This is a genomic window from Streptomyces albofaciens JCM 4342, from assembly GCF_008634025.1.
Taxonomy (GTDB): Bacteria; Actinomycetota; Actinomycetes; order Streptomycetales; family Streptomycetaceae; genus Streptomyces; species Streptomyces albofaciens.
Genome location: NZ_PDCM01000001.1, coordinates 688,418 through 707,936, shown reverse-complemented (window position 1 = coordinate 707,936; position 19,519 = coordinate 688,418). Strand labels below are relative to the sequence as shown.

Sequence of the window (19,519 nt, the reverse complement as noted above, 5' to 3'; positions counted from 1 at the left end):
GTGCGGCTACGCGCGCGCTTTTCAGGCGAGCTTGACCACCGCGCGCGACATCCCGAGCACCTTCCGGCCGTCGCTGGTCGCGGTCAGGTCGACACGGACCGTACGGGCCTCGTCGTCCAGCTTGGCCGCGACCTTGCCGCTGACCTCGATGACCGCGCCCTTGTCGTCGTTGGGGACCACGACGGGCTTGGTGAAGCGCACGCCGTACTCGACGACCGCGCCCGGGTCGCCGGTCCAGTCGGTGACCACGCGGACCGCCTCGGCCATGGTGAACATGCCGTGCGCGATCACGTCGGGGAGGCCGACCTCCTTGGCGAACTTCTCGTTCCAGTGGATCGGGTTGAAGTCGCCGGAGGCGCCCGCGTAGCGCACGAGCGTGTCACGGGTCACGGGAAAGGTCTGCGCCGGGAGTTCGGTGCCGGCCTCGACGTCGTCGTAAGAGATCTTCGCGGTCATCGGGTCAGCCCTCCTGTCCGGCGGCGCGCGCCACCAGCTTGGTGAAAGCGGTCACCACGTGTTCGCCCGCTTCGTCGTGCACCTCGCCACGGATATCGAGAATGTCGTTTCCCGCCATGGATTTGATCGCCTCGATGGTCGAGGTGACGGTCAGCCGGTCACCGGCGCGCACCGGGCGGGTGTAGACGAATTTCTGGTCGCCGTGCACCACCCGGCTGTAATCGAGACCCAGCTGCGGGTCCTCGACGACCTGGCCCGCGGCGCGGAAGGTGATGGAGAACACAAAAGTCGGCGGGGCGATCACATCGGGGTGCCCGAGCGCCCTGGCGGCCTCGGCGTCGGTGTACGCCGGGGCGGCGTCCCCGATCGCCTCGGCGAATTCGCGGATCTTCTCCCGGCCGACCTCATAAGGAGCGGTGGCCGGGTAGCTCCGCCCGACGAAGGACTGGTCGAGCGCCATGGGCTCGCAACCTCCCTGAACTGGTCCCTGTAACGGTCCCTGACCTTGTCATACCGGTGCGCGGGCCCGGCGCCGCGCCGCGCGCCCCGGGCACCACAACGCCGCGAGGCCGCCCCCATGGTCTGGGGACGGCCTCGCGGTCGAGCCTGGTGTTATCGCGTCTCGCGGTGCGCGGTGTGCGCGTTGCAACGCGGGCAGTGCTTCTTCATCTCAAGACGGTCCGGGTCGTTGCGCCGGTTCTTCTTGGTGATGTAGTTCCGCTCCTTGCACTCCACGCAGGCCAGCGTGATCTTCGGGCGGACGTCGGTGGCAGCCACGTGAGTGCTCCTTGACGGACGGATGGACGGGTGAACGCATGAAGAGTAGCCGATCGGGAGACCGACCCCACAATCGGCTACTGTATGTAGCGGTGACCGGACTTGAACCGGTGACACAGCGATTATGAGCCGCTTGCTCTACCGACTGAGCTACACCGCTGCGATGCGAGCGGACCCCGCCCGAAGGCGGGATACCTCACACATCAGAGCCCCAATACGGAATCGAACCGTAGACCTTCTCCTTACCATGGAGACGCTCTGCCGACTGAGCTATTGGGGCGAGCGATGAAGACATTACACGGCCTGCCGCCAAAGGTGAAATCCGTATCCGGCGACCGCCCCCGCCCGCCCCTCGCACCACACCGGTACGACTATTTCGCGCCTCCGCGAAGCCTCCCGGACCGCCCCCTAGGCTCGGACCACGCTGCGTGATCTTGCACGCCCGGTCCTTCGAGGAGCGCGATGTCCGAGAGCAGTCAGCCGCAGCCGGGTCCCGAGAAGGCCTCCGGCGGCGATGGCACCGGCGCCGCGGCGGGCACCCTGGTGCTCTGCGACGCCCGGCTCGCCGACGGCCGCGTGGTGGACGTACGGCTCAGCGGCGGGCGCATCGAGGCGGTCGGCACGGCGGGCAGCCTCGCCCCGCAGGGCACCCGTATCGACCTCGGCGGCTATCTGCTGCTCCCGGCCCCCGCCGAGCCGCACGCGCACTGCGACACCGCGCTGACCGCGGACGCCACCGGGCCCGCCACCGACACCCTCGAAGACGTGCAGCGCCGCACCACGGAGGCGGCCCTCCTGCAACTGGGCCACGGCGCGACGGCGCTGCGCACCCACGTGCGCATCGGCGACGTCCAGGCGCTGCGTTCGCTGGAGGCCGTCCTCCAGGCGGGCCGGTCGCTGCGCGGGCTGGCCGAGCTGACGGCGGTGGCCGTGCCGCGGATGCTCACCGGGGCGGCCGGGGCGGACGGGCTGGCGATGCTGCGGGACGCCGTGAAGATGGGCGCCACGGTCATCGGCGGCTGCCCGGACCTCGACCCCGACCCGGCCGGGTACGTCGAGACCGTCCTGGAGGTCGCGGCCGAGCACGGCTGCGCGGTGGACCTCCACACGGACGGCGACGACCCCGCGCGGCTGGCCCGGTTCGCCGCGGTGGCGGGCGGGCTGCGGCCCGGGGTGGCGATCGGACCGTGCGCGGGCCTGTCGGCGCTGCCGCCGGAGGTGGCGGCCCGCACCGCCGAGCACCTCGCGGCGGCCGGCGTCACGGTCGTGTGCCTGCCGCAGGGCGGCTGCGCGGCCCTGGAGCGGCGTGGCGCGGCCCGGCCGGGGTCCGGCAGGGCGGCGGCCCCGGCGGCCCGTCAGGCGCCCGTACGGCTGCTGCGCGCGGCCGGGGTGCGGGTGGCGGCCGGCAGCGGCGCCCTGCGCGACGCCGCGAACCCGGTGGGCCGCGGCGATCCCCTGGAAGCCGCGTACCTCCTGGCCTCCCTGGGGGAGGCGAGCCCCGAGACCGCCTACGAGATGGTCGGCACGGCCGCCCGCGCGACGCTGGGCCTGCCGGAGGTCCGCGTCGAGGCGGGCTTCCCCGCCGAGCTCCTGGCCGTGCGCGGCGGCAGCCTCGCCGGGGTACTGTCCCTCGCGTACAGCCGGATCGTGGTGCACAAGGGACGCGTGGTGGCCCGGACGAGCGCGGTGCGCGAGTACTGCGACTCGGCGGCGGTGGTCGCGCTGGAGCTGCCGCGGCAGTCGCAGCGCTGAGCGGCCGGGCGCCCCGGTGGCGTCGGGGTGTCGCGCTCTGACGGGGTGACAGGCGTACGGTCGGGATCATGCGCATTGTCATCGCAGGTGGACATGGTCAGATCGCGCTGCGGCTGGAACGGCTGCTGCACGCGCGCGGGGACGAGGTGGCGGGGATCATCCGGCGGCCCGAACAGGCCGGGGACCTGCTCGCCGCCGGGGCCGAGCCGGTCGTCTGCGACCTGGAGGCGGCCATGGTCGACGACGTCGCCCGGCATCTCGAAGGGGCGGACGCGGCGGTCTTCGCGGCGGGCGCCGGGCCGGGCAGCGGCGTCGCACGCAAGGAGACGGTGGACCGCGCCGCCGCGTCCCTGTTCGCGGACGCGGCGGAGGCGGCCGGTGTACGGCGCTTCGTCGTCGTCTCGTCGATGGGCGCCGACAAGGAGCCGCCCGAGGGCACCGACCCGGTCTTCGCCGCGTACCTGCGCGCCAAGGGCGCCGCGGACGCCGACGTACGGTCCCGGTCCGGCCTCGACTGGACGATCCTGCGCCCCGGCCGCCTGACGGACGACCCGGGCACCGGTCTGGTCCGGCTCGCCGAGTCGACCGGCCGCAGCGAGATCCCCCGCGACGACGTCGCGGCCGTGCTCGCCGCCCTCCTGAGCGAACCGGCCACGGCCGGCCGCACGCTGGAACTGATCGGCGGCGACACCCCGGTCGAGGACGCGGTCCGCGCGTACGGCGGACGGCCGACCGGGTAGGTGTGAGCCGTACGACACGGATGCCGGCACGAACAAACGGATACCGACACGAAGAAGAGGCCCCGATCCGCTTGCACGGATCGGGGCCTCTTCGGACCGGTGGCGGCGCCAGGATTCGAACCTGGGAAGGCTGAGCCGGCAGATTTACAGTCTGCTCCCTTTGGCCGCTCGGGCACACCGCCTGGGTCTGCTGCCGGGAGATCCGCCCGTCGGGCGTCGCTCCGTGGCAACGACGTAAACCATACCCGATGGCCGGGGGTGGTTCGCCACCCGGTTCTTCCCGGATCGATCATGCGCGGGGTGACTAGGCTTGCACAGCGGTCCGGACCGGGCCGTACCCCTGACGGATCTACGTACGAGGAGCCAACTCAAGATGGCCGACTCCAGTTTCGACATCGTCTCGAAGGTCGAGCGGCAGGAGGTCGACAACGCCCTCAACCAGGCCGCCAAGGAGATCTCGCAGCGCTACGACTTCAAGGGCGTGGACGCGTCGATCAAGTGGTCGGGCGAGAAGATCGAGATGCGGGCCAACGCCGAGGAGCGGGTGAAGGCTGTCCTCGACATCTTCCAGTCCAAGCTGATCAAGCGCGGGATCTCGCTGAAGGCGCTGGACGCGGGCGAGCCGGAGCCCTCCGGCAAGGAGTACAAGATCTTCGCCTCCCTCCAGGAGGGCATCACGCAGGAGAACGCGAAGAAGGTTGCCAAGATCATCCGCGACGAGGGCCCCAAGGGCGTCAAGGCGCAGGTGCAGGGCGACGAGCTGCGGGTCAGCTCGAAGAGCCGGGACGACCTCCAGGCGGTGCAGCAGCTGCTCAAGGGCAAGGACCTGGACTTCGCGATCCAGTTCGTGAACTACCGGTAGGTCTGTCGGCAGGCCTATCGGCAGGAGCGGTTCCGGGCTGCGGCCCAAGGTGGTCCGGTGGGGCGGTACGCGGGTGCGTACCGCCCCACCGGCGTGTACGGGGGTGTGACCTGGAACCGGGCTCCGGGAAGTCGTGCAGTCCGGGCCTTGACCTCAAGTTTGGTTGAGGTCGGAGAGTGTGCGCATGACTTCGGAAACGGAAAACCAGCAGGCCACGCACGCCCCGACCACGGTCCCGGGGTTCCAGGACCCGGCACGCTTCCTCGTGGACACGCTGCCCGAGATACGGCGACCCGGCGTCGGGCCCGTGCTGATCAGCGAGTGGGACGCGGAGGACACCGAGCGGCAGCAGGCCATGATCGAGGGGGCCGCGCGGGCGCTGGCGGCGGCGCCGGTGCCGGACGGGCTGGTGTCGCAGGTGTTCCTGGCCGGGACGGACGGCCGTACCGTGCTCGGCTTCGGGCAGTGGGAGGAGGGGGCCGCCGGCGCTCCCCTGCGGGCCGTCGGGGAAGGCGGGGCGCGGCGCTACCGCTACTACCGCAGCCTGCTCCCCCAGGGCGAGCCGCCGGAGCCGGGGTGCATCGTGACCGTCCGCTTCGAGACGACGGGGCACGAGGCCGCCCGGCAGCTGGTCGACGGCCTGGTGGACATGATGAACGGCCTCCAGCCGGGCGCCGCCGACGGCTCCCGGACGCCGTCCGGCGGGATCTCCTCGAACTTCCACATCAGCGAGGACGGCACCCGGGTCTTCAACTACAGCGAGTGGACGGACGAGGCCGCGCACCAGCACATGGTCGAGACGTCGCTCCAGCGGGGCGGTGCGGTGATGCGGTTCGTGGAGAGCGTCCCGGGCGTCACGCCGCTCGGGTTCAAGCGGTACGTGGCGCCCCGGGGGCTCGTACGGCGGTGAGGGAGCGGGGCGCCGGGAGGGGCGGGCGGCGGGCGCCCGCCCTGCTCAGTAGCGCGCCGCGAACGGCTGGTCCGTGGGGACGATCTCGCGGCCGAGCGGGAGGAGCGAGATCGGCACCATCTTGAAGTTGGCGATGCCGAACGGGATGCCGATGATCGTCACACACAGCAGGAGCCCGGTGACGATATGGCCGAGCGCCAGCCACCAGCCCGCGAAGATCACCCAGATGACGTTGCCGATGACCGATCCGGCGCCCGCGTCGCGGCGCTCCACGGTCGTACGGCCGAAGGGCCACAGCGCGTAGCCGGCGATGCGGAACGAGGCGATGCCGAAGGGGATCGTGATGATCAGGACACAGCAGATGATGCCCGCGAACACGTAGCCGATGGCCATCCACAGGCCGCTGAGGACCAGCCAGATGACGTTGAGGATGAGCTTCATGCGCGGCAGCCTTCCGTGCACCCGAGTAGTGCGGTGGTCGAGTCTTACCTCCAGGTAGACGCAGGGACGGCGCGAATCGTTGCAGGCGCCGCGGGGGCGCCGCGGGGCCGGGCCTCAGGAGTGGCGGCGTCCCTCAGAAGTGGCGACGCCCTCAGGAGTGGCGGCCCGCCATCTGTTCCAGGCGGGTGATGCGCTCGCGCATCGGCGGGTGGGTCGAGAACAGCTTGGTCAGCCCGTCACCGGGCCGGAACGGGTTGGCGATCATCATGTGGCTCGCCGTCTCCAGCCGGGGCTCGGCCGGCAGCGGGAGCTGCTGGGTGCCCGCCTCCAGCTTGCGCAGCGCGGAGGCGAGGGCGAGCGGGTCGCCGGTGAGCTGGGCGCCGGAGGCGTCGGCCTGGTACTCGCGGGAGCGGCTGACGGCCAGCTGGATCACGGAGGCCGCCACCGGGCCGAGGATCATGATCAGCAGCATGCCCAGGATGCCGGGGCCCTCCTCGTCGTCGGAGCGGCCCGTGGGGATCAGCCAGGCGAAGTTGACCAGGAACATCACGACCGAGGCCAGCGCCCCGGCCACGGAGGAGATGAGGATGTCGCGGTTGTAGACGTGGCTGAGCTCGTGGCCGATGACGCCGCGCAGTTCGCGTTCGTCCAGGAGGTGCAGGATGCCTTCCGTACAGCAGACGGCGGCGTTGCGCGGGTTGCGGCCGGTGGCGAAGGCGTTGGGGGCCTGGGTCGGGGAGATGTACAGGCGGGGCATGGGCTGGCGCGCCGCCGTGGACAGCTCGCGGACCATCCGGTAGAGCTGCGGGGCCTCGAATTCGCTCACCGGGCGGGCGCGCATGGCCCGCAGGGCGAGCTTGTCGCTGTTCCAGTACGCGTAGGCGTTGGTTCCGAGGGCCACCAGGACCGCGACGATCAGGCCCGTACGGCCGAAAAAGCCGCCGATGACGATGATGAGCGCGGACAGTCCCCCGAGGAGTACGGCGGTCCTGAGCCCGTTGTGCCTGCGGTGCACGGTGCGCCCTCCAGGTGGTACGGCAGGGGAACCCTTTGCTGACGTTTCCTCCACTTTTCAGTGGACCCTTTCTGTCTGGTCAACGCCAGATGAAGGGTGCTGGTTCCCTTGTGCGCGCGAAGGCGGCGTACGGCCGTACGAGTGTGCCCCCGGCCGGGTGCCTCGCGTACGCGCTCCGGTAGGGGTGACGGCCGGGCGGATTCCGGCCAGGCGGGGGTGCCGGGCCGGTGACTTCCGGCCACGTGGAGGGCGGGAGCGGACGGGGCGGGTCAGGTCGCCGGGCCGGTTGGCCGCCGGGCCTTGTCAGGCGCCGGGCTGGTCGGACGACCGCCGGTCAGACGGCTGCCGGGCAGCGCTCGCGCGGCGCGCTCAGAGGAGCGCGCCGGAGGCGAAGCGGAGGACCAGCTGCGGCGCGCCGGACAGGACGATGCCCAGTACGGCGGCCAGGGCGATGGCGGCGGTGAGCGGGACGGTCCGCGTCCCGGCCACGGTCACGCCTCCGGCAGTCCCGGCCCCGGTACCGCCGGTGTCGGCTCCGGTCTCCGCTCCGGTGCCGGCCGCGCCCTCGGCCGGCTCCTCCGCCGTACGGAAGAGCACCGCCGTCCACTGGAGGTAGTAGTAGAGCGCGATCACCACATTGACGGCCATGACGACGGCGAGCCACGCCAGGCCCGCGTCCACCGCCGCCGAGAAGACCGTGACCTTGGCGAACAGGCCGATGATGCCGGGCGGCAGGCCCGCGAGGCAGAGCAGGAAGAAACCGAGGGCGAGCGCGGCCAGCGGGCGGCGTGCGTAGAGGCCGCGGTAGTCGCTGACGCGGTTGGCGGGGCTCGTACGGGCCACGAGGGCGGCGACCCCGAAGGCGCCGAGGTTCACGGCCGCGTACATCAGCGCGTACGCGACGGTGGACCCGATGGCGTGCGCGGCGTCGTCGGCGTACCCGGCGGCGGCGATCGGCACCAGGAGGTAGCCGGCCTGGCCCACCGAGGACCAGGCGAGCAGGCGTACGGCGCTGTGCGCGCGGTCCGGGGCCTGGCGCAGCGCGGCGACGTTGCCGACGGTCATGGTCAGGGCGGCAAGTACGGCGACGGCCGGGCCCCAGACGTTCGCGTACGAGGGGAAGCCCTGGACCGCGACCAGGATCAGGCCGGAGAAGCCGACGGCCTTGCCGACCACGGAGAGGTACGCGGCGACCGGCAGCGGCGCGCCCACGTAGGTGTCGGGCACCCAGAAGTGGAACGGCACGGCGGCGGTCTTGAAGGCGAAGCCGACGAGGGTCAGCGCGACGCCCGCCGTGGCCAGAGTGGCCAGCTGCGGGTCGGGCAGGTGCGTGAGGGCGTCGGCGACGCGGCTCAGGTGCAGGCTGCCGGTCGCCGCGTAGACGAAGCTGACGCCCAGGAGCATGACCGCGGTGGCCGCCACCGAGGACAGGAAGAACTTCAGGGCCGCCTCCGAGGAGAGGCGGTTCGCGCGCTTGAGCCCCACGAGGGCGAAGGCGGGCAGCGAGGCCACTTCGAGGGCGATGACGAGCGTCGCCAGGTCCCGGGAGGCGGGCAGCAGGGCCGCGCCCGCCGCCGAGGACAGCAGCAGGAACCAGAACTCGCCCGCGGGCAGCCGGTGGTCCTCGATGGCGGTGACCGACAGCAGGGCGGTGAGCAGCGCGCCGGCCAGGACCAGGAACTGGATGACGACGGCGAAGTGGTCGGCCGCGTAGCTGCAGACGCCGGGGTCGGTGGTCAGGCAGAAGGTGCGGCGGTCCCCCGCCACCAGGGGGAGCAGGGAGAGCGCGGCCAGGGCGAGGCCGCCGATCGCGCACCAGCCGAGGACCGGCTTGCGGTGCCCGGGGACGAAGAGGTCGGCGACCAGGACGGCCAGGGCGACGACGGCGGTGATCGTGGGCGGTGCGACGGCGAGCCAGTCGACGGACTGGACCAGGGAGGTCACGGAACTCATCACTTACCGCCTCCGAGGAGCTGCTGGACGGCCGGGTCGGTGAGGCCGAGGAGGGCCGCGGGCCACAGGCCGGCGAGGACGGTGAGGGCGGCGAGGGGTGACCAGGCCGCGTATTCGTAGCGGGCCAGGTCGGGGATGACGGGGGCGGTGCGGGTGGCGCCGGACTCCTCGGAGTCCGCGGCCGCGAGGGCACCGGGCTTCTCGGAGCCGGCGGTCGCGAGGGCACCGGGCTCCTCGGCAGCCGCGGTTCCGGCGGCTTCGGCCGGGCCTCCCTCGGCCGTCTCCCTGCTCCCCATGCACACCCGTCGTACGACGATCAGCAGGTACGCGGCGGTGAGCAGCGTGCCGAGGCCGGCCAGCGCCATGAAGGTCAGGAACGCCGGTCGGCTGAGGCCCGCGGCGGGCCTGAAGGCGCCGAACATGGCGAGCATCTCGCCCCAGAATCCGGCGAGGCCGGGCAGGCCGAGGGAGGCGATGGCGCCGAAGGCCAGCAGGCCGCCGAAGCGCGGGGCGCGTCCGTACAGGGCCGCGCCGGCGCGGCCCGCGAGCCGGTCCAGGTCGGTGGTGCCGTACCGGTCCTTGAGGGCGCCGACCAGGAAGAACAGGAGGCCGGTGATCAGGCCGTGCGCGATGTTGGCGAACAGGGCGCCGTTCAGGCCGGTCGGTGTCATGGTCGCGATGCCGAGCAGGACGAAGCCCATGTGGCCGACCGAGCTGTACGCGATCAGCCGCTTGAGGTCGCCCTTGGCGCCGCGCCGGGCGAGCGCCAGGCAGGCGAGCGAACCGTAGACGATGCCGACGGCGGCGAACGCGGCGAGGTACGGGGCGAAGGTGTGCATGCCGTCGGGCGCGATGGGCAGCGCGATGCGCACGAAGCCGTACGTGCCCATCTTCAGCAGCACGCCCGCCAGCAGCACCGAGCCGACGGTGGGGGCGGCGGTGTGCGCGTCGGGCAGCCAGCTGTGCAGCGGCCACATCGGCGCCTTGACGGCCAGTCCGATGCCGATCGCGAGCACCGCCAGCAGCTGGACGGTGTGGCTGAGCTGGGCTTTCGGCCCGTTGTCAGTGGCGAGTGCCACCATGTCGAACGTGCCGGACTTCACGCCGATGAGCAGGAGGCCCAGCAGCATCACGACCGAGCCGAGGAGGGTGTAGAGGATGAACTTCCACGCCGCGTACTGCCGTTGCGCACCGCCCCACCGGGCGATGAGGAAGTACATCGGGATGAGGACCATCTCGAAGGCGAGGAAGAACAGCACGAGGTCCAGGACGGCGAAGGTGGCGAGGGTGCCGGCCTCCAGGACCAGGAGCAGGGCCACGAATGCCTTGGGGGACGGGCCCACGGGCATGCGGAAGTAGCTGTAGAGCGCGCAGAGGAAGGTCAGCAGCGCGGTCATCACGAGGAGGGGGAGCGAGATGCCGTCGATGCCGAGATGGATCCGGATGCCGAGCGCCTGGATCCAGCTGATGTCGGTGGTGGCCTGCATCCGGGCCGGGTGGTCGTGGTCGAAGCCGACGGCCAGGGCGACGGCCGCGGCCAGCACCACGCCGGTGACGGTCACACCGTGGCGCAGTACGGCCTGGCCGGGGTCGCGGCCCTTGAGGCCGGGCGGGGCCGGGAGCAGTGCGGCGACCGCGCCCAGCAGGGGGAGGACGACGACGGCCGCGAGGAGAAGCTGCATAGCGGTGTGATTCACGGTCAGGCTCCCGTGCCCGTAGCGACGAGGACGACGGCGACGGCCAGGACGAGCGAGCCCGCGAGCAGCGCGCCCAGGTAGGTCTGCACATTGCCGGTCTGGGCACGGCGGACGACGGCTCCCAGCCACCGGGAGGCGGTGCCCGCGCCGTGCACGTACGCGTCGACGACCTCGCGGTCGACGAAGCGCACGAGCCGGGCCCCGGCCCGCACCGGCCGTACGAACAGGGCGGTGTAGACGGCGTCGAGGTGGAAGCCGACGGCGGCGGGGCGGTGCAGCGGGCCCAGCAGGAGCCGGCCGGGGTCGGCGGGGTCCGGGGCGCCGACGTTGTCGCCGTAGGCGGCGGCGTGGGTGGCGATGGCGCTCTCCTCGGAGTCCGCGGGGGCGGCGTCCGGGGCCACGGCGACCGCGCCGAGCGGGACGCGGGCCGCGAGGGCGGTGGTGTGCCGCCAGGCTCCGTAGGTGACCAGGGCGCCGACGAGGGCGATACCGGTGCCCAGGACGGAGGTGGTCAGGGTCGGGGTCAGCGAGCGGCCGTCGAACCAGTCGGGCAGGGCGGGGGTGGCCAGGCCCAGCGCGAGGGTGGGGACGAACAGCACCCACAGCACGGCGTTCATGACGATCGGCTGCTTGCCGTGGTCGGGGGCGGTTTCCGGGCCCTTGCCGTGGAAGGCCAGCAGCCACAGCCGGGTCGCGTACCCGGCGGTGAGGAAGGCGGTGACGAGTCCGGCGAGCAGGACGGTCCAGCCGACCGCCGTGGGGACGGCGGCGAGCGTGCCGGAGGCCGTCGCGTGGCCGGAGGCGGCGTGTTCGGCGGCACCGAGGACGGCTTCCTTGGAGAAGAAGCCGGCGAACGGGGGGATGGCGGCCAGGGCGAGCAGCGCGACCGTCATCGTCCAGTAGGCGTCGGGGATGCGCTGGGCCAGGCCGCGCATCCGCGACATGGCGGCCAGCGAGTTGGTGCCGGCGGCGTGGATGACCACACCGGCGGCGAGGAAGAGCAGGGCCTTGAACGCGCCGTGCGACAGGAGGTGGAAGACGGCGGCGCCGCGGTCGCCGACGGCCAGCGCGCCGGTCATGTAGCCGAGCTGGCCGACCGTCGAATAGGCCAGGACGCGCTTGATGTCGTCCTGCGCCAGGGCGGCGAGTCCGGAGCCGACCATGGTCACCGCAGCCATGACGGCGAGCACGACCATCGCGGCGGCGGAGGCCGCGAAGACGGGGAGGAGACGGGCAACGAAGTAGACACCGGCGGCGACCATGGTGGCCGCGTGGATGAGGGCGGAGACCGGGGTCGGGCCGGCCATCGCGTCGGGCAGCCAGGTGTGCAGCGGGAACTGCGCCGACTTGCCCGCGACACCGGCCAGGAGCAGCAGCGCGATGAGCGTGGGGTGGTCCAGGCCGCCGACGGCCACGGTCTTGAGGATGCCGGTGATGCGGAACGTACCGGCGTCGGCGGCGAGCGCGAAGATGCCGAAGAGGAAGGGGACGTCGCCCAGCTTGGTGACGAGGAACGCCTTGAGGGAGGCGGAGCGGGCGGCTTCGGTCTCCCAGTAGTGGCCGACCAGGAAGTACGAGCAGATGCCCATGATCTCCCAGCCCACCAGCAGCACCATCAGGTCGCCGGAGTAGACGACCAGCAGCATCGCGGCGGTGAAGAGGGAGACCAGGGCGGCGTAGGAGGGGTAGCGGGGGTCGTCGCGCAGGTAGCCGGTCGAGTAGAGCTGCACGCAGCAGGCGACGACCGCCACGAGCACGGCGACGAGGGCGGCGAAGCCGTCGATGTGCAGGGCGAGGTCGATGGGGACGGAGCCGGTCGGGGTGAGCCGGGTCGCGGCGTCCACCGGGGCCTTCCCCGCACCGGCGCCACCGCCCTGCGCGACGGCCACGACGACGGCCAGGGCGGCCGCGGCGACGGTCGGCAGGATGGCCAGCGGGCGCACGAACCCGGGCGCCCGGCGGCCGAGGAAGAGGCCCGCGAGGGCGCCGAGGAAGGGGAGGAGGGGTACGAGTACGGCGGTGGTCGTGGTCGTCACGCGGCGGCCTCCGCCTGCTGGTCCGGCCGCGGCCGGCCGGCGGCGTCCGCGCCGCCGGTGAGGTCATCGTTCGGGTCCGTGCCGTCCGGGCGTTCGACGAGGTCGCGGAGGCGGTCCACGTCCGAGCTGCCGCGGTTGCGGTAGACGAGCAGGACGATCGCCAGGCCGATACCGATCTCGGCGGCGGCCACGGCGATGGTGAAGAGGGTGAGCGCCTGGCCGGCGTGCAGCTTGTCGCGCAGCCAGACGTCGAACGCCACCAGGTTGAGGTTGACGGCGTTGAGCATCAGCTCGACGGACATCAGGACCAGGATCGCGTTGCGCCGGGCCAGCACGCCGTACAGGCCGACGCAGAACAGGAGGACGGCGAGGACGGCGGGATAGGCGAGATGCATCAGCCTTGGTCCTCTCTGGGACGTGCGCGGTCACCGGGCTGTGCGCGCGAGCCGGACCGTTCGCGGAAGCCGGGCTGCTGACGGGAGCCGGTCTGCTTGGCGCCGCCGGTCGCCTTGCCACCGCCGGTCTGCTCGCCGCCGTCGGCCTGCTCGCGGTCGCCGTTCCTGCGGGAGAGCACGATCGCGCCGACGAGGGCGGCGAGGAGGAGTACGGAGAGCGCTTCGAACGGCAGCACCCAGTACTGGAACAGACTGCGCCCGGAGGCTTCGGTGGAGCCCTGGACCGCGCCGTCCAGGTCGATCCAGGTCGTACGGAACGCGTCCGTGACGACCCAGACGAGCGCGGCGGCGGAGGCGACGGCCACGGTGAGCGCGGCCCAGCGGTTGCCCGAGTCGGCGTCCGGGGAGCGGCCGATGGGCGCCTTGGTGAGCATCAGTCCGAAGAGGAGGAGGACGACGACGGACCCCACGTAGATCAGGACCTGCACCCAGGCGATGAACTCGGCGGTCAGCAGCAGGTACTCGACGGCGATGCCGCCGAGGGTGACCACCAGCCACAGGGCGGCGTGCACCAGCTGCCGGGTGGTGACGGTGACCACGGCCGCGCCGAGGGTGACCAGCCCGACGAGGAGGAAGGCGATCTCGACCCCGGTCGGGGAGAGGAAGCCGTGGCTTGCGGCGGCGAGCGTCACGCTTCTCCCTCCTGTTCCTGGGCGGTGCCCGGGGCTGCTCCCCGGGCTGCTTCCTGTTCCGCCTGCCGCTCGGCGGCTTCCTGCGCGGCGAGTTTGTCGGCGGCCTTGCGGGCGGCGGCGATCTCCTTGGGCTCCTCGGCCGCGGGGTCGAGGGCCGGCGGTTCCGGGACCGTCCACATCCACTCGCGGAGTTTGTCCCGCTCGTGGGTCAGGTTGTGGATGTCGGTCTCCGCGTACTCGAACTCCGGCGACCAGAACAGCGCGTCGAAAGGACACACCTCGATGCAGATACCGCAGTACATGCACAGCGAGAAGTCGATGGCGAAGCGGTCCAGCACGTTGCGGCTGCGTTCGCGACCGCCGGGGGCGGCGGGCGGCACCGTCTCCTTGTGGGAGTCGATGTAGATGCACCAGTCCGGGCACTCGCGCGCGCACAGCATGCAGACCGTGCAGTTCTCCTCGAACAGCCCGATCACACCGCGGGTGCGGGGCGCCAGTTCGGGCTGGACGTCCGGGTACTGCTCGGTGACCGAACGCTTCGTCATCGTCCGCAGCGTCACGGCCAGGCCCTTGGCGAGGCCGCTGCCGGGCCAGCCGGACTTCTTCCGCGGGGTCTCCGGGGCCATTACGAGATCACCACCTTGACGACGCCGGTGAGGGCGATCTGGGCGAGGGCCAGCGGGATCAGCACCGTCCAGGCCAGCTTCTGCAACTGGTCCTCACGCAGCCGCGGGTAGCTGACGCGCAGCCAGATCACGCCGAAGGCGAGGATCGCGGTCTTCAGGAGCGTCCACAGCCAGCCGAGGCCGTCGGCGCCGAACGGCCCGTGCCAGCCGCCGAGGAAGAGCACGGAGGTCAGGGCGCACAGCACGACGATGCCGGCGTACTCGGCGAGCAGGAACAGCGCGAAGCGCAGCCCGGTGTACTCGGTGTACGCGCCGAAGATGATCTCGGAGTCGGCGACCGGCATGTCGAACGGCGGCCGCTGGAGCTCGGCCAGCCCCGCCGTGAAGAAGACCAGGCCGCCGACGATCTGCCAGGGCACCCACCACCAGTGGAAGGCGTCGAGGATGCCGGGCAGCGAGAGCGTGCCGGCGGCCATCGCGACGGAGGCGGCGGCGAGCAGCATCGGCAGCTCGTACGCCAGCAGCTGGGCGGCCGTACGCAACCCGCCGAGCAGCGAGAACTTGTTGGCCGACGCCCAGCCCGCCATCAGCGAGCCCAGCACGCCCACGCCCATGACGGCGAGAACGAAGAAGACGCCCGCGTCCAGCGACTGCCCGACCGCGTTGTGCGGGCCGATCGGGATGGCGATCAGGACCAGCAGGTACGGCAGCAGGGCGACGGCGGGCGCGAGCTGGAAGATGCGCCGGTCGGCCCCGGCCGGTACGACGTCCTCCTTCTGCGCGAACTTCACGCCGTCGGCGACGAGCTGGGCCCAGCCGTGGAAACCGCCCGCGTACATGGGCCCGAGGCGGCCCTGCATATGGGCCATGACCTTGTGCTCGGTCTGGCCGATGACCAGCGGGAAGACCAGGAAGGCGACGAAGACGGCGATCAGGCGCAGGGCGATGTCGAGGGCGTCGCTCATGGTCTGGTCCCGCCTTCTTCTGTCGCGGTGCCGGGGGCGGCGTCGGGGTCGGTGCCGGGGGCTTCGCCGGGGTCGGCCGCTGCGCCGGGGTCGGGGGTGGTGGTTTCGCCGGGGTCGGAGTCGGGGGTGGTGGCTTCGCCGGCCTTGGGCTTGGGGGTGGGCTTCGGGTCGGGTTTCCGCTCAGACTTCGGCTCGGGCTTCGGTTCGGGTTTCGGCTCGGGCTTCGGTTCGGGTTTCGGCTCGTCCTCGAAGGCGGGGCGGGCATGGTGCCACGGGGCGTCGGAGGACGCCGGGGTGACGGGCGCCTTACGGGCAGCCGGTTCCTGACCGGACTCCTTGCCGGGCTCCCGGCCTGCCGCTTCCTGACCGGCCGCTTCCTGGCCGCCCGCCGCCTGATCAGCTGCTTCCTGACCAGCCGAGCCTTGACTGACCGAACCCTGGCTGACCGAGCCCTGGCTGGCGCTGCGCATCCGGCGGGCGGGGCGCTCCGGACGGGCGGGACGTTCCGGCCTGGCGGGACGTTCCGGCCGGGCGGCCGGGGCCGACGGCTCGGTGGCAGCCGACGCGTCGGCTGCCGGTGGCTGCGTCGCATCCGTAGCGGCGCTCGGCTGCTGGCTCGCCGATCCGGCGCTCGCCGTACGCGTACGACGGACCGGCCGCTCCCCCGCGGCCCCACCGGCCGCACGGGCACCACCGGCCGCACGCGCACCGCGGGCCGGACGGGCCGGGGCGGGCGGCAGCTGGCCCTTCAGCGGGCCCCACTCGTTCGGGTCGGGCACGCCGGGCGGCAGCATCTGGCGGCGCTTGGGCCCGCCGTGCTCCGACTCACCCGGCTCCTTCGCGCCCGGCCACGCCTTGGCGACCCGCGCCGCGAGCACGAAGTCCTTGCGCAGCGGGTGGCCCTCGAAGTTCTCCGGGAGCAGCAGGGGCTCCAGGTACGGGTGGCCGGTGAAGTCGACGCCGAACATCTCGTGCGTCTCGCGCTCGTGCCAGCCCGCGCCCGCGTACACGCCGGTGGCGGTGGGCAGTACGGCCGCGTCGTGCGGGACGGTGGTGCGCAGCACCAGGCGCCGTACGGTGCCGGGCCGGGCGATGTCGGCGAGGTGCGCGCAGACGCGGAAGCCCGTACCGGGCTCGTCGACCGCGCTCAGCCAGTCGAAGTAGCTGCATCCGAGGTCGTCGCGGGCGGCGGTCAGCGCCGGGATCCAGGCCTCGGCGGGCACGTCAACGGTGAGCAGGTCGTAGGCCTCTTCGGCGGTCGCACCGGCGCCGAACAGTTCGGTGGCGGGCCCGGGCAGCCAGCCGACGGCCGGCTCGGCAACCGGGGGCTCAGCGGCGCGCGTCTCCTCGGCCGCCGGCTCCTCGCTCTGCGGGCCCGGGGCCTGTTCGTCGCTCACTGCTCCCCCGCTCCCTTCGGCTTCTCGCCGTCGCCGGCACCTGCATCAGCATCTGCACCGGTACCGGCACCGGCACCGGTGCCGGTACCGGTGCCGGCTTCCGCATCAGCCTCAGCCGACGCGCCCGACGTCTTGGGCTCCGGCGGCGCGACCAGCCCGCTGCGCAGCGCGGCGGCCGACGGCCCGGCCGGACCGGCCGCGCCGGCACCGTTGCCGCCGTTCACGGGCGACTGATCGCCGTTCACGGACGGCTGATCACCGTTCCCGTACCGCTCCCCCAGCGACTCGCGGGCGATCTTCTCCTGGAGCTTGAGGATGCCCTGGAGCAGCGCCTCGGGCCGGGGCGGGCAGCCCGGGACGTACACGTCGACGGGGATGATCTGGTCGACGCCCTTGGTGACCGCGTACGAGTCCCAGTACGGGCCTCCGCAGTTCGAGCACGCGCCGAAGGAGATGACGTACTTCGGCTCCGGCATCTGCTCGTACAGCCGCTTGACCGCGGGCGCCATCTTGTCCGTCACCGTGCCGGATACGATCATGAGGTCGGCCTGCCGCGGACCCGGCGCGAACGGGATCACACCGAGCCGGATGAAGTCGTGCCGGGCCATCGACGCGGCGATGAACTCGATCGCGCAACAGGCGAGCCCGAAGTTGAACACCCACAGGCTGTAGCGGCGGCCCCAGTTGAGGACCACCTTCATGGGTTCGGGGGCGAGCCGGGCGAGCGGGCCCAGCCGGCGCCGTTCGACGGCACCGCCGGCGGACACGACGGGCAGCTCGGCACCCGCCGTCGCGGTCGGCTTGGCGTTCGTCACGTCCATTCCAGGACGCCCTTCTTCCATGCGTAGAGCAGGCCGACGGCGAGGAAGCCGAGGAAGATGAACATCTCCACCAGCGTGGCGCCGCCGAAACCGGGGGCGGCGAAGACCGTCGCCCAGGGGAACAGGAAGATCGAGTCGACGGCGAAGATCACGTACAGGAAGGCGTAGACGTAGTAGCGGACCTGGGTGTGCGCCCAGCCCTCGCCGACCGGATCCACGCCGCATTCGTAGGTGAGCAGTTTTTCCGGGGTGGGCACCACGGGCCGCAGCAGCCGCCCGGCACCGAAGGCCACGGCCACGAAGAGCACACCGATCACGGCGATGAGGCCGACGACCGAATAGCCCTGGAAATAGTCCGCGGCGATGCTGGTGCGTACGGTCGCGTCCGGCACGTCCGCCCTCGCTCCCTGACTGCTCTTGTTCAACGACTTCGACGATCTGTACGCACGGGAGTCTAGGCCCTGCCCCGCCCCAGGTGAGCAGTCGCGTCACATGACGGACGGCTATGGCCCGACTTCGCCCCACCTGGCCCCGTCGCCCGGGCCCGGGTGGCGGCGTCAGGTCCGGTGCCGCTTCCCCGGGCTGCGCGACACCGCGCGGTCCATCACCTCGGCGGCGAGCCGCGCCGCCGCCTCCCGCGTCCGCTCGCCCAGCAGCTCCGTCCGCACGGCGCCGCCGGCGGCCAGATGGCGGTCGTACGGCAGCGGCAGCACCGCCGCACCGCCCGTCCCCAGGTGCTCGACAGCTTTGCGTACGTCAATGCCCCCGTCGGGTGACGTGTGGTTGAGCACGACGACGCACGTCGGCAGCAGCCCGCGGTGTACGCCGCCCATCCACTCCAGTACGGACTTGGTCGCCAGCACGCCTTCCACGGTCGCCGGGGTCACCAGGACGCGCGCCTGGGTGGTGACCAGCGCGGTGCGCGCGACCTCGGCGGGCAGCGTCTCGCAGTCCACCACCGTGGTGGCGAAGTGGCGGCGCAGGGAGGTCATGACGGTGCGGTACGTGTCGAGATCCAGCCGCGTGCCGATCGCGCCCTGGCTGCCGGGCAGCAGCCAGCCGCCGCCCGTGAACGGCAGGAGGTAGCCGGTCAGGTCGGTGATCAGCATGTCCGGGCCGACGATCTGCGCCAGGTCGGTGCCCGACCAGCGCACCTCCCGCGCGCCCAGCCGGTGCGGCAGCGTGCCCAGCGCCGGGTCGGCCTCCACCGCCAGCACCGGGTCGGAGCGGTAGTGGGCGTAGGTGAGGGCGAGCAGGGCGGCGACGGTGGACTTGCCCGCGCCCCCACGGATGCTGGAGACGGCGAGCTGCCGCCCGGTGGTCACCGGCTGCTGGATGGCGTGCGCGGCCCGGGTCAGCGCCTCGGTCTCGGCCGCGGCGGACGAGGCGAACACCCGCCGCAGCGCCCGCCCCGCCCGCCGCGCGACGGACTCCCCGTGCCGCGGCTTGGCCTGCACCCCGTCCAGCTCGGGCGGGACGAGGGGGACGGAGACGGGGGTGGGGGTGGAGGGGGAAGTGGGGGTGAGGGTGGGGTTGGAGGCGGGGGTGGGGGTGAGCGCGTGCGTCTGTTTGGCCAGAGGTACGGGCGGAGGCATCGCCCCCGGCGCATACCCAGGCATCGGTGGCATCTGTGGCACCGCCGCCCCCGGAGACATCTCCGGCCCCGACGGCATTGGCACTCCCGACGGCAACGACTGCCCCACCTCCCCCCACCGCCCTGAAACCCCCGGCTCTTCCGGTACTCCGGGTACTCCGGGTACTTCCGGTACTCCCGGTTCTCCCGTTACTCCCAGCCGCCCCGGCTCTCCCGGCTCTCCCGGCTCTCCCGGCACCCCCGGCACTCCCTGCCGCCCCGGCTCCCCGGGCTCTCCCCGGCGCCCCGACTCTCCCGACATGAACCCTCCGCCGCCCCTTCTGGTCAGACCGGTCGATGTGCTCGACCGCCGCGGCCGATCATTTTGGTCGACCCGCTCGCCGCTTCCGA

At 72.4% G+C, this 19,519-nt stretch carries 20 protein-coding genes and 3 tRNA genes; 4 read left to right on the top strand and 19 right to left on the bottom strand.

Translation table 11 applies throughout. The features are described 5' to 3' along the window. Positions 1-21: 21 nt before the first annotated feature. The 5 genes from CP973_RS03335 to CP973_RS03315 all read right to left on the bottom strand — a co-directional run bounded on the left by CP973_RS03335 (position 22) and on the right by CP973_RS03315 (position 1,513). A complete protein-coding gene (locus tag CP973_RS03335) occupies positions 22-456 on the bottom strand; it encodes a MaoC family dehydratase (RefSeq protein WP_150237419.1) in 435 nt (144 codons plus the stop codon). A 4-nt stretch (positions 457-460) separates the two neighbouring features. Then, positions 461-916 (bottom strand): MaoC family dehydratase N-terminal domain-containing protein, encoded by a 456-nt coding sequence (locus tag CP973_RS03330; protein ID WP_030589579.1) that lies wholly within the window; start codon positions 914-916, stop codon positions 461-463. A 152-nt stretch (positions 917-1,068) separates the two neighbouring features. After that, positions 1,069-1,233, bottom strand: a complete 165-nt coding sequence (gene rpmG, locus CP973_RS03325; RefSeq protein WP_004571794.1) for a 50S ribosomal protein L33 — start codon at positions 1,231-1,233, stop codon at positions 1,069-1,071. A gap of 87 nt (positions 1,234-1,320) precedes the next feature. After that, positions 1,321-1,393, bottom strand: a tRNA-Met gene (locus tag CP973_RS03320). A gap of 47 nt (positions 1,394-1,440) precedes the next feature. After that, a tRNA-Thr gene (locus CP973_RS03315) sits at positions 1,441-1,513 on the bottom strand. A gap of 182 nt (positions 1,514-1,695) precedes the next feature. On the opposite strand from CP973_RS03315, the gene CP973_RS03310 reads away from it, so the two are divergent. Both CP973_RS03310 and CP973_RS03305 read left to right on the top strand, forming a co-directional pair. Further along, entirely contained in the window at positions 1,696-2,985 is a 1,290-nt protein-coding gene (locus CP973_RS03310) for an amidohydrolase family protein (protein WP_150237418.1), read from the top strand. Between the two features lie 68 nt (positions 2,986-3,053). After that, positions 3,054-3,725, top strand: a complete 672-nt coding sequence (locus CP973_RS03305; protein WP_150237416.1) for an SDR family oxidoreductase — start codon at positions 3,054-3,056, stop codon at positions 3,723-3,725. Positions 3,726-3,825: 100 nt separating this feature from the next. Here CP973_RS03305 and CP973_RS03300 read toward each other — a convergent pair. Continuing rightward, a tRNA-Tyr gene (locus CP973_RS03300) sits at positions 3,826-3,907 on the bottom strand. Between the two features lie 191 nt (positions 3,908-4,098). On the opposite strand from CP973_RS03300, the gene CP973_RS03295 reads away from it, so the two are divergent. Together CP973_RS03295 and CP973_RS03290 are read left to right on the top strand one after the other, a co-directional pair. After that, complete coding sequence (locus CP973_RS03295) at positions 4,099-4,587, top strand: YajQ family cyclic di-GMP-binding protein (protein ID WP_150237413.1); 489 nt, start codon at positions 4,099-4,101, stop codon at positions 4,585-4,587. A 184-nt stretch (positions 4,588-4,771) separates the two neighbouring features. Continuing rightward, positions 4,772-5,497: an antibiotic biosynthesis monooxygenase gene (locus tag CP973_RS03290; protein WP_150237411.1), complete on the top strand. Its 726-nt coding sequence runs from the start codon at positions 4,772-4,774 to the stop codon at positions 5,495-5,497. A 45-nt stretch (positions 5,498-5,542) separates the two neighbouring features. Here the strand turns inward: CP973_RS03290 and CP973_RS03285 are convergent, their stop codons facing one another. The 13 genes from CP973_RS03285 to CP973_RS03225 all read right to left on the bottom strand — a co-directional run bounded on the left by CP973_RS03285 (position 5,543) and on the right by CP973_RS03225 (position 19,130). Continuing rightward, a complete protein-coding gene (locus CP973_RS03285; RefSeq protein WP_150237408.1) occupies positions 5,543-5,938 on the bottom strand; it encodes a YccF domain-containing protein in 396 nt (131 codons plus the stop codon). Positions 5,939-6,089: 151 nt separating this feature from the next. Then, positions 6,090-6,953 carry a zinc metalloprotease HtpX gene (htpX, locus tag CP973_RS03280; RefSeq protein ID WP_150237406.1) on the bottom strand — a complete coding sequence of 288 codons (864 nt, stop codon included), beginning with the start codon at positions 6,951-6,953 and terminating at the stop codon, positions 6,090-6,092. 369 nt (positions 6,954-7,322) lie between these two features. Then, a complete protein-coding gene (locus tag CP973_RS03275; RefSeq protein ID WP_150237404.1) occupies positions 7,323-8,906 on the bottom strand; it encodes an NADH-quinone oxidoreductase subunit N in 1,584 nt (527 codons plus the stop codon). Then, complete coding sequence (locus tag CP973_RS03270; RefSeq protein WP_150243079.1) at positions 8,906-10,588, bottom strand: complex I subunit 4 family protein; 1,683 nt, start codon at positions 10,586-10,588, stop codon at positions 8,906-8,908. The genes CP973_RS03275 and CP973_RS03270 overlap by 1 nt, the downstream gene beginning before the upstream one ends. 17 nt (positions 10,589-10,605) lie before the next feature. Further along, positions 10,606-12,639: an NADH-quinone oxidoreductase subunit 5 family protein gene (locus CP973_RS03265; protein ID WP_150237402.1), complete on the bottom strand. Its 2,034-nt coding sequence runs from the start codon at positions 12,637-12,639 to the stop codon at positions 10,606-10,608. Next, the gene (nuoK, locus tag CP973_RS03260) at positions 12,636-13,034 is read right to left on the bottom strand and encodes an NADH-quinone oxidoreductase subunit NuoK (RefSeq protein WP_150237400.1); all 399 of its coding nucleotides are present in this window, start codon (positions 13,032-13,034) and stop codon (positions 12,636-12,638) included. The genes CP973_RS03265 and nuoK overlap by 4 nt, the downstream gene beginning before the upstream one ends. Beyond that, entirely contained in the window at positions 13,034-13,726 is a 693-nt protein-coding gene (locus CP973_RS03255) for an NADH-quinone oxidoreductase subunit J family protein (RefSeq protein ID WP_150237398.1), read from the bottom strand. The genes nuoK and CP973_RS03255 overlap by 1 nt, the downstream gene beginning before the upstream one ends. Then, positions 13,723-14,352: a NuoI/complex I 23 kDa subunit family protein gene (locus CP973_RS03250; RefSeq protein WP_150237396.1), complete on the bottom strand. Its 630-nt coding sequence runs from the start codon at positions 14,350-14,352 to the stop codon at positions 13,723-13,725. The genes CP973_RS03255 and CP973_RS03250 overlap by 4 nt, the downstream gene beginning before the upstream one ends. Beyond that, positions 14,352-15,317, bottom strand: coding sequence for a complex I subunit 1/NuoH family protein (locus CP973_RS03245; protein WP_031189458.1), 966 nt, complete (start codon positions 15,315-15,317; stop codon positions 14,352-14,354). The genes CP973_RS03250 and CP973_RS03245 overlap by 1 nt, the downstream gene beginning before the upstream one ends. Then, the gene (locus CP973_RS03240; protein ID WP_150237394.1) at positions 15,314-16,714 is read right to left on the bottom strand and encodes an NADH-quinone oxidoreductase subunit C; all 1,401 of its coding nucleotides are present in this window, start codon (positions 16,712-16,714) and stop codon (positions 15,314-15,316) included. Before CP973_RS03240 ends, CP973_RS03245 begins: the two co-directional genes overlap by 4 nt. Further along, entirely contained in the window at positions 16,711-17,535 is an 825-nt protein-coding gene (locus CP973_RS03235; RefSeq protein ID WP_425281932.1) for an NADH-quinone oxidoreductase subunit B, read from the bottom strand. The genes CP973_RS03240 and CP973_RS03235 overlap by 4 nt, the downstream gene beginning before the upstream one ends. Then, positions 17,526-17,927 carry an NADH-quinone oxidoreductase subunit A gene (locus CP973_RS03230; RefSeq protein ID WP_150237392.1) on the bottom strand — a complete coding sequence of 134 codons (402 nt, stop codon included), beginning with the start codon at positions 17,925-17,927 and terminating at the stop codon, positions 17,526-17,528. Before CP973_RS03230 ends, CP973_RS03235 begins: the two co-directional genes overlap by 10 nt. A 165-nt stretch (positions 17,928-18,092) precedes the next feature. Further along, positions 18,093-19,130 (bottom strand): CpaE/TadZ family protein, encoded by a 1,038-nt coding sequence (locus tag CP973_RS03225; protein WP_244409257.1) that lies wholly within the window; start codon positions 19,128-19,130, stop codon positions 18,093-18,095. Between the last annotated feature and the right edge of the window lie 389 nt (positions 19,131-19,519).